Genomic DNA, 18,851 nt, shown 5'->3' with positions numbered 1-18,851 from the left:
CATATGCGTCTCAGCCCTTTAAAGGTTATTTCGCTTTTTTATTCATTCTTCTGGTTGCAGGGTCAATAAAACTGTAGATAATCGGCACAATATAAAGTGTAAGGAATGTCGAACTGATTAATCCACCGATGACTGTAATTGCCATAGGCTGATTAATCTCTGTCCCCTCACCAAATCCAAGAGCCAATGGTACAAGTCCCAGAATTGTAGTCAGTGCCGTCATCAGAATCGGTCTGGCACGGTCACGTACCGAAGTAACGATGGCATCGTAACTCTCCATTCCTGACTGTTTGCGCTGATTAATATAATCAACAAGCACAATACCATTATTAACTACGATACCGGTTAATATGAGTAATCCAATAATCGACGTTACACTTACTGGTGTTTGCGTAATAAATTGAGCAAGCGCAACACCAATAATCATTAGCGGTACAGTGAACATAATAACAAACGGGTATTTAAATGATTCGAATTGCGCCGCCATTACAAAGTATACGAGGACAATCGCAAGGGCGACAGCAAGAAGCATGTCCACGATAGAATCTTCAAGCAGCTCTCTATCCCCGCCAAATACAACTTCAGTTTCTTCAGGCAGATTAAGATCTGCAATTGCTTCGTCTACTTCTTGAGACACAACTCCGAGATTTGTGTCAGTCGTATAAGAAGCGGTGAATCCTACAGCAGACTGCTGATCGATTCTTTGTATCGATACAGGACCTTCACCAATTATGATATCTGCAACGTCGCCGAGTGCGACAAATTCTCCTGAAGGAGAGCGCAGCGATAGATCTTCAAGTCCTTCAATTGTGTTCGCAATATCCTCTTCATACTGAATGTACACATCATACACATTTGAATCATCTGTAATGATTTGAGTTGCGAGTGCACCACGTGTTACAGCATTAACCTCCTGGGCGATCTGGGCAGGAGCAAGGCCTGCAGTTCTGGCTTCTTCTCTATTAATTTCAATCTGGACCTCTTCTACTGTATCTTCAAGGTCTGTTTCAACTTCTGTAATTGAATCAAGTGCCAGCAGTGCTTCTCTAATTTCTTCAACTGATTCATTAAGTCGGTTTTCATTCACATCTCTCACATCAAAAGATAATGTCTGCGGAGATGTACCTGTTGCTGTCTGTAGTGAAGCCGATACTTCTGCTGTCTCATTCACTTCAGCTGCAGCATCTTCGATTTGTGGTGAAATATCTTCGATCAGTTCAAAAATGGATATGTCACGTTCATCAAGCGGCACCATTTTAACAAAAATACTTGCAGTTGAACCATCGGTAGATCCATCGAAGGATCCCTGCTGAGATGATCCGATCTGACTCAAGTAGACATCTATTGACTCTTCCTGCATCAGCTCTTCTTCAATTGCATCAACCACAGCTTCAGTTTCTTCTATAGCAGTTCCGTTTTCAAGTGAGACACTGATGTCGAAAAATCCTTCATCTGTCGCCGGAAGGAATTGTGTACCGACGCTGAATAATCCGTATCCACTTGCCCCAAGTAACGCTGTCATGATAAGCAACGGCAGCCATCTGCGTTTTAAAGACCATCTTACTGAATTGATAAAACGTTTGATAAATGGTGATTCTCTCCGTTTTTCTTCAATATCTTCTTTCGGCTCTTTCAGCATTTTGCTCGCAAGCATCGGGATCACTGTCAAAGCAACAACAAGCGAGGCAAATAAACTGAATGAAATCGTTAAAGCAAATTCAGTGAACAGATCCCCGATCAGACCCTCAATGAAAACGACTGGTATAAAAACAGCAATTGTGGTCAGTGTGGAAGCTGTTATTGCACTGGCAACTTCTTTTGAGCCTTCTCTAGCAGCTGTTTTAGGATCCTTCTTCATAGCGAGATGACGATAAATATTTTCTAGTACAACAATCGCATTATCGACGAGCATCCCGATTCCGAGTGCAAGTGCACCAAGTGTGAAGATATTCAGTGAGAAATCTGCAAAGTACATCAGAACAAATGTGACAATCACTGAGTATGGAATGGCTACACCGATGATAATCGGACTTTTAATATTTCTTAAAAATAGAAACAATACTGCCATTGCAAATATGCCCCCGAAAATCAGTGAGCTTGCAATATTTCCGATCGCCAGCTGGATATAATCCCCCTGGTCGAAAAGTACATCGGCTGTTACATTTTCATAACGTTCTTCATCCAGCAATTCATCAAGTGACTCCTGAAAAGCCGTAGATACATCAGCAGTATTCGCATCTGATTCCTGGAGCACACTAATTAGAACTGCATCTTCTTCATTTGCTCTAGTGATAACATTCTGCTCAGGTTCTCCAAGCGTAATCTCAGAAACATCACTGATTGTGATATCTTCTCCGGTCTCCGGGTCTGCAGATACTACAAGTTCTTTAATATCTTCTACTGAAGTGAGCGTACTTAAAATTCTGGTTGTCAGGCTTTTCCCATCAGTTTCAACTGAATCACCGGGAAATGAAATGTTATTAGACTGAATTGAGTTTGAAATATCAGTTTGAGTTAAGCCATACGTTTCAAGCTGAGTCTGATCAAGTGAAATTCTGACCTCTTCAGAGAGTGAGTTAGAGATATCAACACTTGCAACACCTTCAGTCCGAGTGAGCTCCACTTCCAGTTCTTCTGCAAGTTCCCTGATATCCGTGCCTTCCTCTCCTGAACGAAGGCTCATCTGAATAACTGGAAATTGAGATGGGTCGAACTGCAGGACTCGCGGTTCATTTGCATCATCAGGTAACTGTGCCTGTTCTACCGCCTGTCTGATATCAGCTTCAATTTCTTCTATATCAGTAGAGAAGTTAAATTCGAGCAAAATCAGGTTTGAGCCTTCTGTTGAAGTAGACTGGACACTTTCCAGCCCTGGAAGTAGTGATACTTCAGACTCAATTGGTTTCGTTATTTTTTCTAATACTTCAGTAGGTCCCGCTCCCGGGTATGAAGTAACAACAACTGAAACAGGTGCATTAATATTTGGGATCAGCTGCAGGGGAATTCTGGTCAATGAGATTGTTCCGATCAGAAGAACAATCAGCATGGTGACGATCGTAAAAACAGGTCGCCGGATTGAAAAACGACTGATATTCAAGTGAAACGCTCCTTCCGCCAATCTGCACAGACTGGCACTTTACTGTACTTTTCACTATACCGACAAACCTGTCGCTAATCAATTTTAAAATGCTTCGTTCACAATATCATCAAATCATCCGTTTTTCGTAATGGTCCAGCCTGTTTTGATATAGATTAATGTAATAACTGGTGAGACCAGGCAGAAAAATGCAAATGGTAAATAGTCTAATACGCTGACATTCAGCACACTTGTGATAAATACACCGCATACGCCCCACGGGACTAATGGATTAATCACGGTTCCCGCGTCTTCAAGAACCCTCGATAAATTTTTACGTTCAATTTTCTCCTGATCCACCTGATGAGCAAATGTTTCACCTGTCAGCAAAATAGACAAATATTGTTCTCCTACCAGCACATTTGTACCAATAGCAGTTCCTGCTGCTTTGAATAATGTGTTTTTCTGATTTGTCATTCGTTCAAATAATACAGGAATGATACCTGTTGTGAATAATAATCCTCCGAGACCCAGCGCAAGAACAACCAGCGAAACTGTAAACATCATTGACTCCACCCCGCCACGACTCAGCAATTCATTTACCTGTTCACTATCAGAGCCTGATACATACCCGGAAAATAAAATCCGGAACAGTTCAGACACAGGCGTTGCCGAATGAAAATATGAGATGACAATACTGAACATAATTGCAGCAGTTAACGTTAATAGTGCCGGTACTTTTTTCGCAGCAAATAAAAACAGCAGTCCGATCGGCAACAGGCTATACCAGTGAACCAGTCCCGTACCAATCAGGTCATCCCCAAGCTGAACAACACTTCCTGCTGCTTCCGCCTGCAGATCTGCAGGAAAGAACATAAAAAATACAGCTGTTAGAATAAATGCAGGAACCGTCGTCATTGACATATGCCTGATGTGTTCAAACAAATCAACGCCTACTACTGATGAGGCAAGATTGGTTGTATCGGATAAAGGCGACATTTTATCCCCGAAAAATGCACCTGATACTATCGCCCCGGCTGTAACAGCAAGGGAGAAATCGAGTGAACCTGCAATACTGATAAATACAACACCCACAGTAGCTACCGTCGTTAAAGAGCTGCCAATGCTGATTCCGATAATGGCTGTAATAGCAAATACAGCTGCAAAAAAGAATGGGAATTCAGTCAGATATAAACCATAGTACATTAATGTAGGGATTGTTCCCGACAGCATAAAGGCACTGATTAACATACCAATAAAGATAAAAATAAATATTGCACCAAGACCTGTTGCCGCACCTGTAGTCATACCTTGTTGGAGCTCATTGAACTGTGACTTTTTAAAAAGTCCAAATAATAATAGAAGTAATATCGAAATCATAATCGGAATATGCGGAACTGAACCAAATCCAATCATACTAACACTCATGATGCCTATGATCATGATTAAAATCATGATTCCTTCTGCCAGAGAAGGAGTAGCTGTTCTTTTTATATTTTTCATCCTTAATCCTCCAATATATCAATCTGCACACAAAAAAACTCCGTCTCCCATAGAGGGACGAAGTTAACTCCGCGGTACCACCCAAATTAGCATGTTGCTCTCTTTTGACGTACATCCATCGTGCAGGTGTAATTCAACATCTGAACAGCCTGAGATTTCAGCATACTCCCAGTCTCTGATTACTGCAGTCCAAACATCTACTGTATCTGCGGATCATCGCAATATACTGTTTTACTTAAACGCTTTTAAGTGATAAAGTGTACTATGATTTTATATCGGATTTTCTGTTGAGTCAAGAAAAAATCTTTAAGAAGCCACTGATGTATTAATGATCGGTGTTTTGGCAGTCGGTTCAGGTTTTCCTATCAGATAACCCTGACAAAGGTCGATGCCTACATCTTTGCAGACCTTTAATTCTTCAATTCTTTCAAGGCCCTCGGCTAATACAGTAATGCCAAGCTCTTTCGAAACATGTGTAACCTCTTTAAGAAACTTTTGTTTTTCTGAGTCTTCATCGCATCTGTCTACATAAGAACGATCAATTTTTACGTAGTTTGGTTCAAGCAGCTTTAGCATCTCAATTGTAGAGAATCCTGCTCCTACATCGTCTAAAGCAACTTTCATCCCTTCACGCTTGTATGTTTCGAACACTTTTTTCAAATGATTTACATCCTGAATTTTTTCAGTTTCCACTACTTCAAATACAAGGTCTGCCGGATCTACATTATATTTATTAACTACATGAAATGTATGCTGCAGACAATATTCCGGGTTATAAATTGTTGAAGGAAGAAAATTAATAAAGCTCTTTACACCTGATTGAATATGATTCTTTCTCGCGCGGATTGCTTCTTCTCTTGCACGCTGATCTAACAGTGAATGCATTTCAGCTTTATTTGCTACCTGGAATAATTCATAGGGTGAAATTGGTTTTTCACTACTATCTGCACGTAATAAAGATTCGTAAGCATACAATTCTCCTGTAGATATATTTACGATTGGCTGCAAATGACTGATCAGTTTTCCGCTTTGAATAAATTCAACCGTTTCTCTATTTTCAAGCCGAGTTTTAAAAAGATCTGCTTTCATATATTGTGCATAATTATTCTTAGCTGATATACCACATTCCAACTCACTATTAACTGCTGAAACTTCATCTGCCATTTCTGCAAGCTGTTCAAGACTCTGATATCCTGATTTATACGTATCACCAAGGCCAATCACAGGAAAGGACAAAGATTTAATTTCACTTTCAGAAATATTTTTCAAATGAAATGTCCCTTCATCTGAAAACTTCATATTAACACCACAATTTGCACACTTTGTAAACATATTAACGCCCCCACCTTCTTTTTAATACTGCTAATTATCTACCCTTAAAAACATACTTTATTCCTATATCGTAGTAAATATTATTCTTTTTTCAAAAAATAACCCTCCCCTAATGCTCAGGGAGGGTTATTTTTGACTCATATACTTTATAAGAGACTATACAATTTTATTTCAGGATGTTTATCAGAGAACCATCTCATAGCAAAATCGTTCTCAAAAAGGAACACAAGCTTACCGTACCTATCTTTCACCAGCATACTTCTTTGCGAAGACATAGCATCTTTCACATCTTCCTCATTTTCAATCCATCTGGCAATTTTTGACCCGATATTCTCCATCATGACATCCGTGTTATATTCATTCTTCATTCTGTGTTCGAACACTTCAAATTGCAGCTGTCCGACAGCACCTAATATAATTTCATCTGTTCGATATGTTTTATACAGCTGAATAGCACCTTCCTGTACAAGCTGATTGATCCCTTTATGGAAGTGCTTTTGTTTCATCACATTTTTTGCTGTAACTCGCATAAATAGTTCCGGTGTGAACTGAGGCAGCTTTTCAAACGCAAAACTTTTTTTACCGCCTGAGAGTGTATCACCTATCTGATAATTTCCTGTATCGTGAATACCAATAATATCTCCACTTACTGCATTGTCAACCGTATTACGGTCATCAGCGAGAAATGAAGTTGAAGAGCTCAGCTTAATCGTTTTACCTGTTCTGCTCAGCTGAACAGGCATTCCTCTTTCAAACTGTCCTGAACATATTCTAAGGAAAGCAATTCTGTCACGGTGTGCAGGGTTCATATTCGCCTGGATCTTAAATATGAAACCTGAAAATTCTTCCTCAGTTGCCGCTACTTCCCCCTGGTCCGTTTTACGTGGCTGAGGCATAGGAGCAAACTGCAGATACGTTTCAAGGAACGTCTGAACACCAAAGTTTGTCAGTGCACTCCCGAAAAACACAGGTGTAACCTCACCATTTTGCAAACGGTCTGTTGTAAATTCATTTCCGGCTTCATTCAAAAGCATGACATCCTCAAGCGCCTGATCATAAAGAGAAGAGTTTTTAATATCATAATCTCCGTCCAGTTCTCCTTCCTCATTCAATGGAAGGAAACGCTGGTCATCTTCGACTCTGAACTGTTCAATTCTCTTATGATAACGGTCATAAATGCCGAGGAATTCTTTCCCCATTCCGATTGGCCAGTTCATTGCATATGATTCTATGCCAAGTACTTCTTCAAGCTCTTCCATAATTTCAAGAGGTTCTCGTCCCTGACGGTCGAGCTTATTAACAAATGTAAAAATTGGAATACCTCTCATCTTACACACCTTGAACAGCTTTAAAGTCTGTGCCTCGATCCCTTTAGCAGCATCAATAATCATGACTGCACTGTCAACTGCCATCAGTGTTCGATACGTATCTTCACTGAAGTCCTGGTGACCTGGTGTATCAAGAATGTTGATTCTTTTACCTGAATAATCAAACTGCATAACTGAGGATGTTACCGAGATCCCACGCTGCTTCTCAATTTCCATCCAGTCCGAAGTTGCATACTTCCCGGTTTTTTTTCCTTTAACAGTTCCGGCAGCTCTGATTGCTCCGCCGAATAATAACAGCTGCTCTGTCAGCGTTGTTTTACCGGCATCCGGGTGAGAAATAATTGCAAACGTCCGCCGTGATTTTACCTCATCTATAAATGTCATATCCATTTCCTCTCATGTATGAATTTCTACAAGTAACATCATATTAGTTTCTATAACATATTGCAATCAGACTCAACATGTAAATAAGCACATTCAGAGTTGTGCAAATGTTAAACACATTGTATAAATAAGTTGTACATTACTTGTACCAATAAAAAAAGGAGAGTGATTTTTGTGAAGAAACTTTTCAGTACCCTTGCTGCTGCGATTATGGTTATGGCTATGATGGGCGGCGCTGCATTAGCAGACAATCATGAAGGTGGAGAAGGTTGGGTAAGAGTTATTCACGCATCACCTGATGCACCTGCTGTTGATGTGTATGTCAATGGAGAAGCAGTCGTTGAAGGCGCAGAATTCAAAGCATTCACTGATTACTTAGCACTTCCTGCAGGAGATCATGAAGTTGAAATCTTCCCTGCCGGAGACACAGAAACAGCTGTCATTTCAGAGACACTTACAGTTGAAGAAGGTATGTACTATACTGCAGCTGCTGTAGGAACACTTGATAGCATTCAACTGAATGTGACACAGGACGACCTTTCAATTGGTGAAGGAATGACAAAAGTTCGTGCAGGTCACTTCTCTCCTGATGCACCGGCAGTTGATGTTGGTCTGATCGGTGGAGATGCAGTATTTTCTGGCGCTGAATTCCCAGGCGTAACTGATTTTGCTGAACTTGAAGCTGGAACATATGACTTAGAAGTACGTACGCCAGAAGGTGACCAGGTACTTGACCTGTCAGGGACTGCACTAGAAGCTGGAATGGCTTACAGTGTGTATGCAGTTAATACACTTGACAGCATTGAAGCATTAGTTGTAACAGCACCGGCTTCATCCGGTATGCCATCTGAAATGCCTGAAACAGGTATGGGTGGAGCAGCTGACCAGTCTAATGCAGGAATGATGGCAGTAGCAGCAATGGCTGCCGGAGCAGCACTTCTCATTGTATTCCGTAAGCGCGTATTCCAATCTTAATTAATGAAAAGACTATTGATATTTACAGGGCTGATTTTGATGATGAGTGGATGCTCATCATCTGATCAGCTTTTTTCTGCAGATACGGCTGCTCCTTCTGCAGAAGATACTGAGAAAATTGAAGCACAAAGTCCTCAGCCGGTAATAGATGATGCTGAAACAGAAAATGATGACACCAGCCAAAGTGAGCCGACTGTTACTTCTATTGTACGGGATACATCCCTGAAACCAAACAGAGTAACAATTCCGGCGATTGGTGTAGATGCAGTTGTCAATCCGTACGGACTTGATGAATCAGGCGGAATGGCAGTACCCGATAATGGGGATGAAGTTGCATGGTTTGAACCCGGCTTTAAACCCGGTCAAAGAGGGAATGCTGTTCTGGCCGGTCACGTTGACAGTGAAAAAGCACCGGCAGTTTTTTGGGATCTGAAAAAACTGAATCCCGGTGATGAGATTACAGTGACAGACAGTAATGGTGAGACCCTTGTGTTTGTTGTAAAAGATTCTGTAGCTTACGATACAGGCGAAGCTCCTATCGAAGAAATATTTGGTTCTTCATCTGAAAAAGGACTTAACCTGATTACTTGTACGGGGTATTTTGACCGTGGGAATGGTGGATATGTTGAGAGATTAGTAGTATATACTGAATTAAAGGCTGATCAGGCCTGATCAGCCTTTAATATGTGCTACATTTCCCCCGTCCACTGACGGATGCGTGAAGCAAGTTCTTCCGCTTCTGACTGATCAGTCCGGCGAGACAACGATTCACTCAGTTGATTAAGCAGTTCCCCGCCCGCTTCATCATATGTGAAAAACCAGGACCATTCTAACGAGGGAATCGCAACCAGTATTGTTTCTTCTTTTTTATTCTCATGAATATACACAGTTCTTTCTCCGTAAGAACCATAGCTTTTTCTAATTTTCAAGTTCCATACCTCCTCAGATGTCAGACATCATACTTTTATTGACGTTTCTGTGACGATTATTGAAACGCTTGCAATTGCATTGTAGAATGAGAAAAGCAATTAAGCAACACACATTTTACAAACGATTAGGAGCTGTAAATATGAATATTTTATGGGGATTTTTCGGGATCTTAACAATCCTTGGAATTGCCTTTGTTTTTTCAAATAATAGAATGAAAATTAATTGGCGGCCAGTACTTGTCGGGCTGGCTATTCAATTAACGTTTGCTTTTCTGGTTCTTCAGACCGGTGTTGGTAGAAGTTTTCTTGAATGGTTGACTTTTGGTGTAAATAATATTATCAACTATGCAAATGCAGGTATAGACTTCGTTCTTGGCGGATTCGGCTATCAGGCTGAAGGCGGAATGGTATTTGCTATTAACGTATTAACCATTATTATCTTTTTCTCTTCTTTAATCTCAGTGCTGTATTATCTGAAAATCATGCAGGTTGTTATTAAATTTTTAGGCGGTGGACTATCCTGGATGCTTGGCACAAGAAAAGCTGAGTCAATGTCAGCTTCAGCCAACATATTTGTTGGACAGACTGAAGCACCGTTAGTCGTAAAGCCTTATATCGCTAATATGACAAACTCAGAGCTGTTTGCAGTTATGACTGGGGGACTGGCTTCTGTAGCAGGTTCTGTTCTGATTGGATATTCACAGCTTGGTGTACCACTTGAATACCTGTTAGCTGCAAGCTTTATGGCTGCACCTGCAGGTCTTGTCATGGCAAAGATGTTTGTTCCTGAGACAGATGATCGTCCTGACCCTGAAGACTTCGAAATGGAAGCTGATGAAGAAGCTTCTAACGTAGTTGATGCAGCAGCTAAAGGTGCAAGTACTGGTCTTCAGCTGGTTCTTAACGTTGGTGCAATGTTAATCGCATTCATCGCTTTAATCGCAATGTTAAACGGGATTCTCGGTGGAATTGGCGGCTGGTTCGGTTTTGAACAGCTTTCAATTGAATTAATTCTTGGTTATATTTTTGCACCTCTTGCATTTGCAATTGGTATTCCGTGGGATGAAGCAGTAAGAGCAGGTAACTTTATCGGTCAGAAGCTTGTATTGAATGAGTTTGTCGCTTATGCAAACTTCGCGCCTGAAATGGATTCATTCTCAGATAAAACGGTAGCAGTTATCACATTCGCACTTTGTGGATTCGCTAATATTTCTTCTCTTGCGATTCTGCTTGGCGGACTTGGTAATCTTGCACCGAGCAGACGTCCTGATATTGCACGTATGGGTATTCGCGCTGTTGCAGCCGGTGCGCTTGCATCAATGCTTTCTGCATCTATTGCAGGTATGTTCTTTTAAGCAGAAGGGTTCTGTTAAAGTTGGCTGCTGATTTCCGCTGCAGGGGGCGCTTTCCGCAGGGCCGGCGGTAAGCCTCCTCAGCGCAGGGCGCTTCCGGGGTCTCACCTGCCCGACTTCTCCTGCTGGAGTCGCCCCCTTCCGCTCCAATCACAGCTGTGCAAATCCAATTATCTGATTGTCATAGTTAGTAAAAAAGGTTGTCCATCCGGACAACCTTTTTTGGTGCGGTATTTTCTTAGAACCGCTCTGCGATGACTTCAAGTGCAATGTTGCTGTCGCTGTGCGGGTATTTGGTATTTTCGATAATCTGGTAGTCTTCATGTCCTTTGCCTGCGAAAATAATAATATCATCAGGTTCCGCCTTCTGCATCAGGTGTCTGACTGCTTCTCCCCTGTCTCCAATACATGCATACCCTTTGTGCTCCATCCCTATTTCGAGATCAGAAGTAATGCTATCATAGCTTTCATAACGCGGGTCATCTGTCGTTAAGACAACATAGTCGGCAAGTGATGCCATTTTAGCCATTGCCGGACGCTTGGACTTATCCCTATTGCCGCCTGTACCGATTAAGAAAAGGATTCTGTTTTTCTTGAACGGCATCACCGACTTAATTGCTTTTTCAATCGCGTCAGGTGTGTGAGCATAATCAATATAGATTGAAAGCGGTGCTGAGGTCGGAACCAGCTGCATTCTGCCTGAAACCGGTGCAACTTCCTTTAATGCCTCTACCAGGTCAGATACCCTGTAGCCTTTTGCATACAAAGCAGCAATCGCAGCGAGTGTATTTGATACATTAAACGTTCCAAGCAGCTGCGTTTCAAGGTCAAATGCCCCTTCAGGTGACATCAGCTTATAATAAGTGCGGTCTGCCATATACTGAATATCTTCAGCGTAAAAGTCAGCCGGTTTTTCCATACTGTAACTGATTACTTCATGCGGTGTCATTTGTGCATAGCGTTCAAACCATTCATCATCAAGGTTTAATACAGCGGCTTTTTTCTTAGACAGATCCTGTCCAAGCTGAGAAAAAAGTAACCCTTTTGCATAGCCGTAGTGCTCCATTGTGTGATGATAATCAAGATGATCATGGCTCAGATTAGTAAATACAGCCACGTCAAAATCAACACCCCACAGCCTGCCTTCAACAAGACCGTGAGAAGAAACTTCAAAGATCATATTACTGATCCCATGCTCTTTTGCCGTGTGAATCATCTTTTGAGTCGTCAGAAGATCACTCGTTGTATTGGCGCTTTGGCGCAGGTCACCATCAAGATCAAAACCAATCGTACCTGAGAGTGCTGATCGACCATCCAGCTTTCTGATCAGCTCATGAATCAGGTTTGAAACAGACGTTTTACCATTGGTGCCGGTAACACCAAAGACATTCATCTTTTCAGATGGAGAGCTGTAAAACCTGTTTGCAAGGAAAGCAAGTGCCCGTGCAGAGTCTTTAACGATAATCTGACAGGCCTCAATCTCAAGCTCTTTTTCTGTTATGACGAGCTTCGCGCCATTTCTTACTGCCTGATCAGCAAAATCATGGCCATCAACTGTATAGCCTTTCTGACAGATAAATGCGGTCCCATCTGTTACTGCTCTTGAATCGATTTCAAGTGATGCAATTTCTCCAGGCAGTGTACCAGTTTGTTTAATAAATGATAAATCTTTTATTAATTCATTTGTTTTCATCATGATTTCCTCACTCGTTAAATAATTTCTTCATTTGATATTTTACTCTTATTTTATATTTGTTCAATCATTGCTTAATGAAGACGTAAGATAATGAAGAATGAGCGTTTCAGTATGGTATAGGGATTTCTCGTGTGTACGTTCATTGGCATGAGAAGCGTCAACACCTGCTCCAATTAATCCGTGCTTGATATCCGCTCCCGCTCTGACAGCAGCTGACGCATCGGAACCATAATAATTGTAAATATCCACTTTATAGTCAATTCCATGATCCTTAGCAAGCTGTACTAAATGTTTTCTCAGGCCGTAGTGATAGGGACCTGAACTGTCTTTTGCACAGATGGATACTGTAAATTCGTCAGAACTCTGACCATCCCCGAGTGCTCCCATATCAACAGCAATGTACTCTTTTGTTTCAACAGGAATATTTGAATTCCCCCCAAAACCGATTTCTTCGTTATTTGCAATAATAAAGTGGGTGGTATAGGGAAGTGAAACATCTTCAGCTTTAAGCAGTTCTGCTGCTTTCATCAGCATTGCCACACTCGCTTTATCATCAATATGGCGTGATTTAAAAAATCCACTTTCTGTGATTTGAGGACGTGGATCAAAAGAAATGAAATCCCCTACTGAGATGCCAAGTGCTTCTGCATCTTCTTTTGACTGAATGACTTCATCAAGCCTGACTTCCATATTGTCGTTGCTGCGCTCAAGTGTCCCGGCATTCTTATAGGTGTGAACAGATGCCTGATGCAGCAGGATTGTGCCGGTGTACTTTTTCCCTTCTGCTGTTTCAACCGTACAATATTCACCTTCTGCAGCATTCCATCTGAAGCCGCCGATCATCGACATTTTTAATCTGCCGTCCGGCTTTATCTCTTTCACCATTGCCCCAAGTGTATCAACATGAGCAGTTAACACACGATGTTGCTGATGATTCTCACCCTGAAAAGTTACAATTAGTCCACCTTTATTCGTTACTCTTGATGGAATGTCTCTTTCAGCCAACCAGTTTTTGATATATGTAATGATTTCAAATGTGTTCCCTGAAGGACTTGGAATTGATACAAGTTCCTTTAATAAATTCATTGTTTCTCTTGTATTCACCTGCATATATAAACCTCCTGTAATTTTCATCTATGTATCAGTTTACTATACACACACTGAAAGACAAAACGGACCTTACGTCCGTTTTGTCAGGTTGTTGAATTTTATAAGCCGTGCCGGGTCATTCCTTCGCTTTCTGCGGACGAACGTTCGAGCCTCCGGAATGAACCGGCACTCTTTATTGATCCAGATATTTTATTGTTCTTTTTAATCATCCCAATAGGTAGACATCACTTGACCTGAAATCGCATTAATTTGTACTGAAGCTTCATTATCCTCAGTTTCAATTTCAACAATAAAATATGGTACGCCATCTGTCTGTTCGAGTTCAATATCATCCACTTCACCCGAAACAGCTTCAAGAGCAATACCTATTGCTTCCTTTTCAGTCAAAATTCTCGCCGGCTCTTCTATATCTGTTTCTTTTTGTTCTTCATCAATGATTTCAGCTTGACCGGATTCAGTATTTACTGCGATTGTAACGATACGGGATTCCTCCTCAAACACGAACTCATATTGTTTACCATCAGCAGATTCTGACAGGCCACTTGAAACAATCTTCCCCTCACTGCTTTTTCTGGCAGCTTCAAGCGCTTCCTCTTCAGTCAGTTCAGCTGTTTCCTGAGCTTCAACAGAATCGTTTATAGAAATATTTTCAAGGTGTGAGACACTGTTACTTTCACGGTCGATCTCCAATGAGTATCGTCCACTTTCATTTTCCAGGTTAAAGACAAATAAATTTCCATCTTCTTCAATCAGTTCTGCAGCATGACCAGGATACCTTTCATCTATTAATTGAAGCGCCTCTTCCTGTGTCATAGGCGCAGCCTGAGTGCCGGAAGTCATGAATTGCTGGACTAAAACGATTAACACGACAGCAAGTAGAGCACCACCGGTCATCCAGATAAACCTTTGCTTTTTCACTGCCTTCACCTCCACTTTTACCTATCATATCCTGTGAAGATTAGAAACTGATGAGAAACAGATTAAGAATATAGATTGAAACGGATCGAAGCTGTCGTTCCCACTCCTTCTGCACTTTGCAGATCGATATCCATGCCCATTACTTCTGATAATTCCTGTGCCAGTGATAAGCCAAGTCCGTATCCGCCTGACTTTCTCGTTCTGGCTTTATCAACGCGGTAAAATCTGTCGAATACTTTAGGTAAATCGTTCTCAGGTATACCAATTCCATTATCCTTCACAGTAATGACTCCCTGGTCTCGATCCGCTTTAACGGAAACATTGATTGCACTTTCACTATACTTTATCGCATTATCCATCAGAATATAAATCAGCTGTTTGAGTTTTTGCGCATCCGCTTTAGCTGTTATGTTTTCTTCTGCTTCAACTGCTATCTCTCTGCCATAAGCATTTCTAAAGCCTTCAGCAGACTCCTTAACCAGAGAAGTAATATTCACCCGCTCAAGCTCGAGCTTCCACTGTTCCCCATGCTTTGCTAAAAGCAAAAGCTGTTGTGTTAACTCCCTCATTCTGATCGCTTCTGAATGAATGGCTTCAACCGATTCGTCCACTACTTCCGGATTATCTGTTCCTCTGCGCTTGATTAACTCAGCGTAACTTTCAATCACAGTCAGTGGTGTTTTCAATTCATGAGAAGCATTTGCGACAAATTGTTCCTGCTTTTCATAGTTTGATTCAAGAAGGCTCATCATATGGTTGAAGCTTTCTCCCATCTGATATAACTCATCTTTAGATTTTTCTTCAAGTGGGATTCTCTTGAACTCCCCGCTCCTTTGTATATCCTTCATCGTACCGGTCATAGACCTGATTGGCCCCATAATGACATTACCCAGCAGCCTGCCGGAAATAAATACAGGAATCAGCGCCAATATCATCACTGCTGCAAGCGTATTTCGCAGCACTTCTAAGTTTGAAACAGCTGTTTCTATACTTTCATAAACCTGCAGATTCACGACAGAACCGTCTGTCCATATCATGGGTATAGACACAAATGTAAAGGTTTCCTCATCCACTTTAATGATTTCAGCATGCTCCGATGAGTAAAAATTCCTTTCAATATTTCTCAGTGTATTCTGCCCGGGTGAGAGTACAGTTCCGAAAGAACGTTGATCTTGAGTGACTATGGATGCTGCACCATCGAGTGGTCCAAAAGCCCGCAGAAGATCTTCTTCAGGGATCACACCTACACTGCTGATCATACTCGCAGCAGTACTTGAAGTATCCATTTCAGCTGAATTCAGTTCACTGCTATAGGTCAGGTTGCTGAACGTAAAGTAGATCGCAATACTGATCAAAAGAAGCAGGATCGCAAAGACGCCTGACGTATACAAGTGAATTTTATTTTGCAGCTTCATTCATTCACCTTCAATACATAGCCAACTCCCCTGACCGTATGGATGAGAGGTGCTGCGCCGTCCGGATCAATCTTCTTCCGGATATACCTGATATAGACATCCACAACATTCGTATCACCATAATAATCATAGCCCCAGACTGCATTTAAAATCTGTTCACGATTTAAGACCTGCTTCATGTTTTTCAATAAATAGACGAGTAGATCGAATTCTCTTGGAGTCAGCTCTATCTCTGAGCTGCCTCTTCTTACTTCACGCGTTTGTTCATTTAATTCCAGATCTCCTGCCTTTAAAACCTGCGTATCTTCTGAACGTTTTGTCCTGAGCACAGCACGGACTCTGGCAAGAAGTTCTTCTATCTGAAACGGTTTTGTGATGTAATCATTAGCGCCAAGGTCGAGGCCTGATACTTTATCTTCTACAGAATCTTTTGCTGTCAGCATTATGACAGGCGTTGATGAATCAGAGGAACGGATTCTGCGAAGCAGTTCGATACCGGTCATTTCAGGCAGCATGACATCAAGTAAAATCAGATCCCAGCTTTCTCCCCTGTATTTCTCAAGTGCACTATATCCTGAAAAAGCTTTCTCTGTTTCATATCCTTCGAATCCAAGTTCGAGCTCGAGCACACGCGCGATTTTTTCTTCATCTTCAACAATCAGGATTTTTTTCTTCACAATGATCTCTCCTGCGTCTTTTTAAAATATTGTAGCACAGGTTTTCTGCAGCTTCCTTTTTGAACATCAATGTTACAATGTTGATGAATCAACTTTCAGAAAGGAAGATTAGATGGCTGAACATTCTTTTCATTTAAAAGCTGACTGGCCCGGCGGACGAAACAGCGTGGGTAACATCGAGGCAGGTAATCTGAAGACTGATATTTCAATTCCGCCTGAGATGAACGGCCCTGGCATTGGAACGAATCCCGATGAAATGCTACTCGGGGCTGCTGCAACATGCTATATTATTACACTGGCAGCAAAGCTTGAGCGTGCCGGAATCACACCTGCAGAAATGACCCTTGAATCGGAGGGTATTGTTGAAGTAAATGACAAAGGCGTCATTACCTATAAAACGATTATTCATCGTCCTTACGTTAAATCTGAAGCAGGTCATCAGAAGAAAATAGAGCGGTATATGGAGCAGTCAGAGGAGAGCTGTATGATCTCAAGAGCACTGAAAGGAAACGTTGACATCCGGCTCGAAAAAAAGTTTGAATCTCTTTAGAGCATCAAAATGTTTCTATCCTGCTAAATGTGGAAAACATACACTATTCCATACTTAGGAGGATTTCTTATGATTAAACATAAACTTTATATTAATGGGCAATACACAGAATCAACTGGTGATGAGTGGATTGACATAGTTAATCCTGCTACAGAAGAAGTCATCTCACAGACACCTAAAGGGACTGAAGAAGACGTAAATAAAGCGATTGATGCTGCATTTGAAGCTCAAAAGCAGTGGGAAAAAGTTCCCTCTAATGAACGTGGTCAGATTGTCAGAAAGCTGGGCGACAAGGTTAAAGAAAAACGTGAAACATTCATTAAGCTGCTGATTGAAGAACAGGGTAAGCCTCAGGATCAGGCTTCAGATGAAGTTGATACAGCAATTGACTATTTTTATTACATGTCTGAATGGGCACGAAGAATTGAAGGAGAAATCCTTCCAAGTGACCGTCCAAATGAAAACATATTTATTTATAAAAAGCCGATTGGCGTTGTTGCCGGCATCGTACCATGGAACTTCCCAGTATTTATTCTCGCAAGAAAAGTTGCTACAGCATTGATTGCCGGATGTTCAATCGTCTTAAAACCGAGTCAGCAGACCCCGAATACAGCTGCTGAATTCACAAAGCTCGTTGATGAAATGGATGAAATTCCAAAAGGCGTCTATAACTATGTAACAGGAACCGGTTCTACAATTGGTAATGTAATGGCTTCTCACCCGAAAGTGGGCATCATTACAATGACAGGCAGTGTCGGTGCTGGTACAAAAGTGATGGAAGCTGCTGCTCAGAACATTACAAAAGTAAATCTGGAACTGGGTGGAAAAGCACCTGCGATTGTTACAGAGAATGCTGACCTTGATCTTGCGGTGAAGCATATTGTTACCTCAAGACTGACAAACTCAGGTCAGGCATGTACAAATGCTGAACGTGTATATGTACATGAATCTGTTGCAGACGTTTTTACTAAAAAGCTGACAGAAGCTATGGAAAAATCTGAAACCGGTAATCCGAATGATGAAACCGGACTGGATTTTGGACCACTGGTCAGCAAAGACCGTCTTGACACTGTACACGAGATGGTTGAAAAAGCAGTCAGTGAAGGTGCTGAAATTCTGACAGGCGGTAAGCCGCTTGACCGTGAAAAAGGCTTTTTCTATGCCCCGACAGTACTTGGCAATGTAAAGCACAATTCTTCAATTATAAAAGAAGAAATCTTTGGACCGGTATTGCCGATTGTGACTTATAAAACATTAGATGAGGCAATTGAAATGAGCAATGACACAGAATTTGGACTTTCATCTTCTGTTTATACTGAAAACTACCATGAGACAATGAGAGTAATTAACGGCTTAAAATTTGGTGAGACTTTTGTTAACCGAGAAAATTTTGAGGCGTTACAGGGGTATCATGCCGGCGTCCGCAAATCAGGACTTGGTGGAGCAGATGGGAAACACGGGCTTGATGATTTCCTTGTGACTCACGTAGCCTATATGCAATATAAGACAGAATAACCGTCTAAAGACCTGCTTATGCAGGTCTTTTTTCTTCTTTTTAACATGATTTTGTTTAATCATTTGTGATCCGGGAATGGACTAATATCAC

At 41.4% G+C, this 18,851-nt stretch carries 15 protein-coding genes; 5 read left to right on the top strand and 10 right to left on the bottom strand.

The window, feature by feature from the left end; translation table 11 throughout:
* Window positions 1–25: 25 nt before the first annotated feature.
* The 4 genes from JOD21_RS04635 to JOD21_RS04620 all read right to left on the bottom strand — a co-directional run bounded on the left by JOD21_RS04635 (window position 26) and on the right by JOD21_RS04620 (window position 7,623).
* Complete coding sequence (locus JOD21_RS04635) at window positions 26–3,097, bottom strand: efflux RND transporter permease subunit (protein ID WP_204728507.1); 3,072 nt, start codon at window positions 3,095–3,097, stop codon at window positions 26–28.
* 114 nt (window positions 3,098–3,211) lie between these two features.
* Window positions 3,212–4,579 (bottom strand): Na+/H+ antiporter NhaC family protein, encoded by a 1,368-nt coding sequence (locus tag JOD21_RS04630; RefSeq protein WP_204728506.1) that lies wholly within the window; start codon window positions 4,577–4,579, stop codon window positions 3,212–3,214.
* Window positions 4,580–4,885: 306 nt separating this feature from the next.
* The gene (locus tag JOD21_RS04625) at window positions 4,886–5,911 is read right to left on the bottom strand and encodes an EAL domain-containing protein (protein ID WP_204728505.1); all 1,026 of its coding nucleotides are present in this window, start codon (window positions 5,909–5,911) and stop codon (window positions 4,886–4,888) included.
* Between the two features lie 146 nt (window positions 5,912–6,057).
* Window positions 6,058–7,623 carry a peptide chain release factor 3 gene (locus tag JOD21_RS04620; protein ID WP_204728504.1) on the bottom strand — a complete coding sequence of 522 codons (1,566 nt, stop codon included), beginning with the start codon at window positions 7,621–7,623 and terminating at the stop codon, window positions 6,058–6,060.
* A 174-nt stretch (window positions 7,624–7,797) separates the two neighbouring features.
* Between JOD21_RS04620 and JOD21_RS04615 the strand changes: the two genes are divergently transcribed.
* Together JOD21_RS04615 and JOD21_RS04610 are read left to right on the top strand one after the other, a co-directional pair.
* Window positions 7,798–8,598, top strand: coding sequence for a DUF4397 domain-containing protein (locus JOD21_RS04615; protein ID WP_204728503.1), 801 nt, complete (start codon window positions 7,798–7,800; stop codon window positions 8,596–8,598).
* A gap of 39 nt (window positions 8,599–8,637) precedes the next feature.
* Complete coding sequence (locus JOD21_RS04610) at window positions 8,638–9,270, top strand: class F sortase (protein ID WP_239581401.1); 633 nt, start codon at window positions 8,638–8,640, stop codon at window positions 9,268–9,270.
* Between the two features lie 17 nt (window positions 9,271–9,287).
* Here the strand turns inward: JOD21_RS04610 and JOD21_RS04605 are convergent, their stop codons facing one another.
* Entirely contained in the window at window positions 9,288–9,527 is a 240-nt protein-coding gene (locus JOD21_RS04605) for a YueH family protein (protein ID WP_204728501.1), read from the bottom strand.
* Window positions 9,528–9,667: 140 nt separating this feature from the next.
* On the opposite strand from JOD21_RS04605, the gene JOD21_RS04600 reads away from it, so the two are divergent.
* A complete protein-coding gene (locus JOD21_RS04600; RefSeq protein WP_204728500.1) occupies window positions 9,668–10,882 on the top strand; it encodes a NupC/NupG family nucleoside CNT transporter in 1,215 nt (404 codons plus the stop codon).
* Between the two features lie 235 nt (window positions 10,883–11,117).
* On the opposite strand, the gene JOD21_RS04595 is transcribed toward JOD21_RS04600, so the two are convergent.
* The 5 genes from JOD21_RS04595 to JOD21_RS04575 form a co-directional block, all read right to left on the bottom strand.
* On the bottom strand, window positions 11,118–12,572 hold the full coding sequence (locus tag JOD21_RS04595; RefSeq protein WP_204728681.1) for a UDP-N-acetylmuramoyl-L-alanyl-D-glutamate--2,6-diaminopimelate ligase: 1,455 nt from the start codon (window positions 12,570–12,572) through the stop codon (window positions 11,118–11,120).
* A gap of 63 nt (window positions 12,573–12,635) precedes the next feature.
* A complete protein-coding gene (locus JOD21_RS04590; protein WP_204728499.1) occupies window positions 12,636–13,685 on the bottom strand; it encodes a M42 family metallopeptidase in 1,050 nt (349 codons plus the stop codon).
* A 201-nt stretch (window positions 13,686–13,886) separates the two neighbouring features.
* The gene (locus JOD21_RS04585; RefSeq protein WP_204728498.1) at window positions 13,887–14,603 is read right to left on the bottom strand and encodes a PepSY domain-containing protein; all 717 of its coding nucleotides are present in this window, start codon (window positions 14,601–14,603) and stop codon (window positions 13,887–13,889) included.
* 62 nt (window positions 14,604–14,665) lie between these two features.
* The gene (locus JOD21_RS04580; protein ID WP_204728497.1) at window positions 14,666–16,018 is read right to left on the bottom strand and encodes a sensor histidine kinase; all 1,353 of its coding nucleotides are present in this window, start codon (window positions 16,016–16,018) and stop codon (window positions 14,666–14,668) included.
* The gene (locus JOD21_RS04575) at window positions 16,015–16,695 is read right to left on the bottom strand and encodes a response regulator transcription factor (RefSeq protein WP_338032869.1); all 681 of its coding nucleotides are present in this window, start codon (window positions 16,693–16,695) and stop codon (window positions 16,015–16,017) included. Before JOD21_RS04575 ends, JOD21_RS04580 begins: the two co-directional genes overlap by 4 nt.
* A gap of 112 nt (window positions 16,696–16,807) precedes the next feature.
* On the opposite strand from JOD21_RS04575, the gene JOD21_RS04570 reads away from it, so the two are divergent.
* Both JOD21_RS04570 and aldA read left to right on the top strand, forming a co-directional pair.
* Window positions 16,808–17,245: an SACOL1771 family peroxiredoxin gene (locus JOD21_RS04570; protein WP_204728496.1), complete on the top strand. Its 438-nt coding sequence runs from the start codon at window positions 16,808–16,810 to the stop codon at window positions 17,243–17,245.
* 69 nt (window positions 17,246–17,314) lie between these two features.
* Window positions 17,315–18,760 carry an aldehyde dehydrogenase gene (gene aldA, locus JOD21_RS04565; protein ID WP_204728495.1) on the top strand — a complete coding sequence of 482 codons (1,446 nt, stop codon included), beginning with the start codon at window positions 17,315–17,317 and terminating at the stop codon, window positions 18,758–18,760.
* Window positions 18,761–18,851: the final 91 nt, after the last annotated feature.

The organism is Jeotgalibacillus terrae (assembly GCF_016908195.1).
In the GTDB taxonomy this organism is placed as follows: Bacteria; Bacillota; Bacilli; order Bacillales; family Jeotgalibacillaceae; genus Jeotgalibacillus; species Jeotgalibacillus terrae.
Note: the sequence above shows the minus strand (reverse complement) of the source record. Positions and strands in the feature narration are given on the sequence as shown.

What these genes read in the sequence shown, in the direction of transcription:
- JOD21_RS04630 (WP_204728506.1), bottom strand. Translation starts at nt 4,579, where the DNA reads ATGAAAAATATAAAAAGAACAGCTACTCCTTCTCTGGCAGAAGGAATC.
- JOD21_RS04620 (WP_204728504.1), bottom strand. Translation starts at nt 7,623, where the DNA reads ATGACATTTATAGATGAGGTAAAATCACGGCGGACGTTTGCAATTATT.
- JOD21_RS04595 (WP_204728681.1), bottom strand. Translation starts at nt 12,572, where the DNA reads ATGAAAACAAATGAATTAATAAAAGATTTATCATTTATTAAACAAACT.
- JOD21_RS04625 (WP_204728505.1), bottom strand. Translation starts at nt 5,911, where the DNA reads ATGTTTACAAAGTGTGCAAATTGTGGTGTTAATATGAAGTTTTCAGAT.
- JOD21_RS04580 (WP_204728497.1), bottom strand. Translation starts at nt 16,018, where the DNA reads ATGAAGCTGCAAAATAAAATTCACTTGTATACGTCAGGCGTCTTTGCG.
- JOD21_RS04590 (WP_204728499.1), bottom strand. Translation starts at nt 13,685, where the DNA reads ATGCAGGTGAATACAAGAGAAACAATGAATTTATTAAAGGAACTTGTA.
- JOD21_RS04570 (WP_204728496.1), top strand. Translation starts at nt 16,808, where the DNA reads ATGGCTGAACATTCTTTTCATTTAAAAGCTGACTGGCCCGGCGGACGA.
- aldA (WP_204728495.1), top strand. Translation starts at nt 17,315, where the DNA reads ATGATTAAACATAAACTTTATATTAATGGGCAATACACAGAATCAACT.
- JOD21_RS04600 (WP_204728500.1), top strand. Translation starts at nt 9,668, where the DNA reads ATGAATATTTTATGGGGATTTTTCGGGATCTTAACAATCCTTGGAATT.
- JOD21_RS04610 (WP_239581401.1), top strand. Translation starts at nt 8,638, where the DNA reads ATGATGAGTGGATGCTCATCATCTGATCAGCTTTTTTCTGCAGATACG.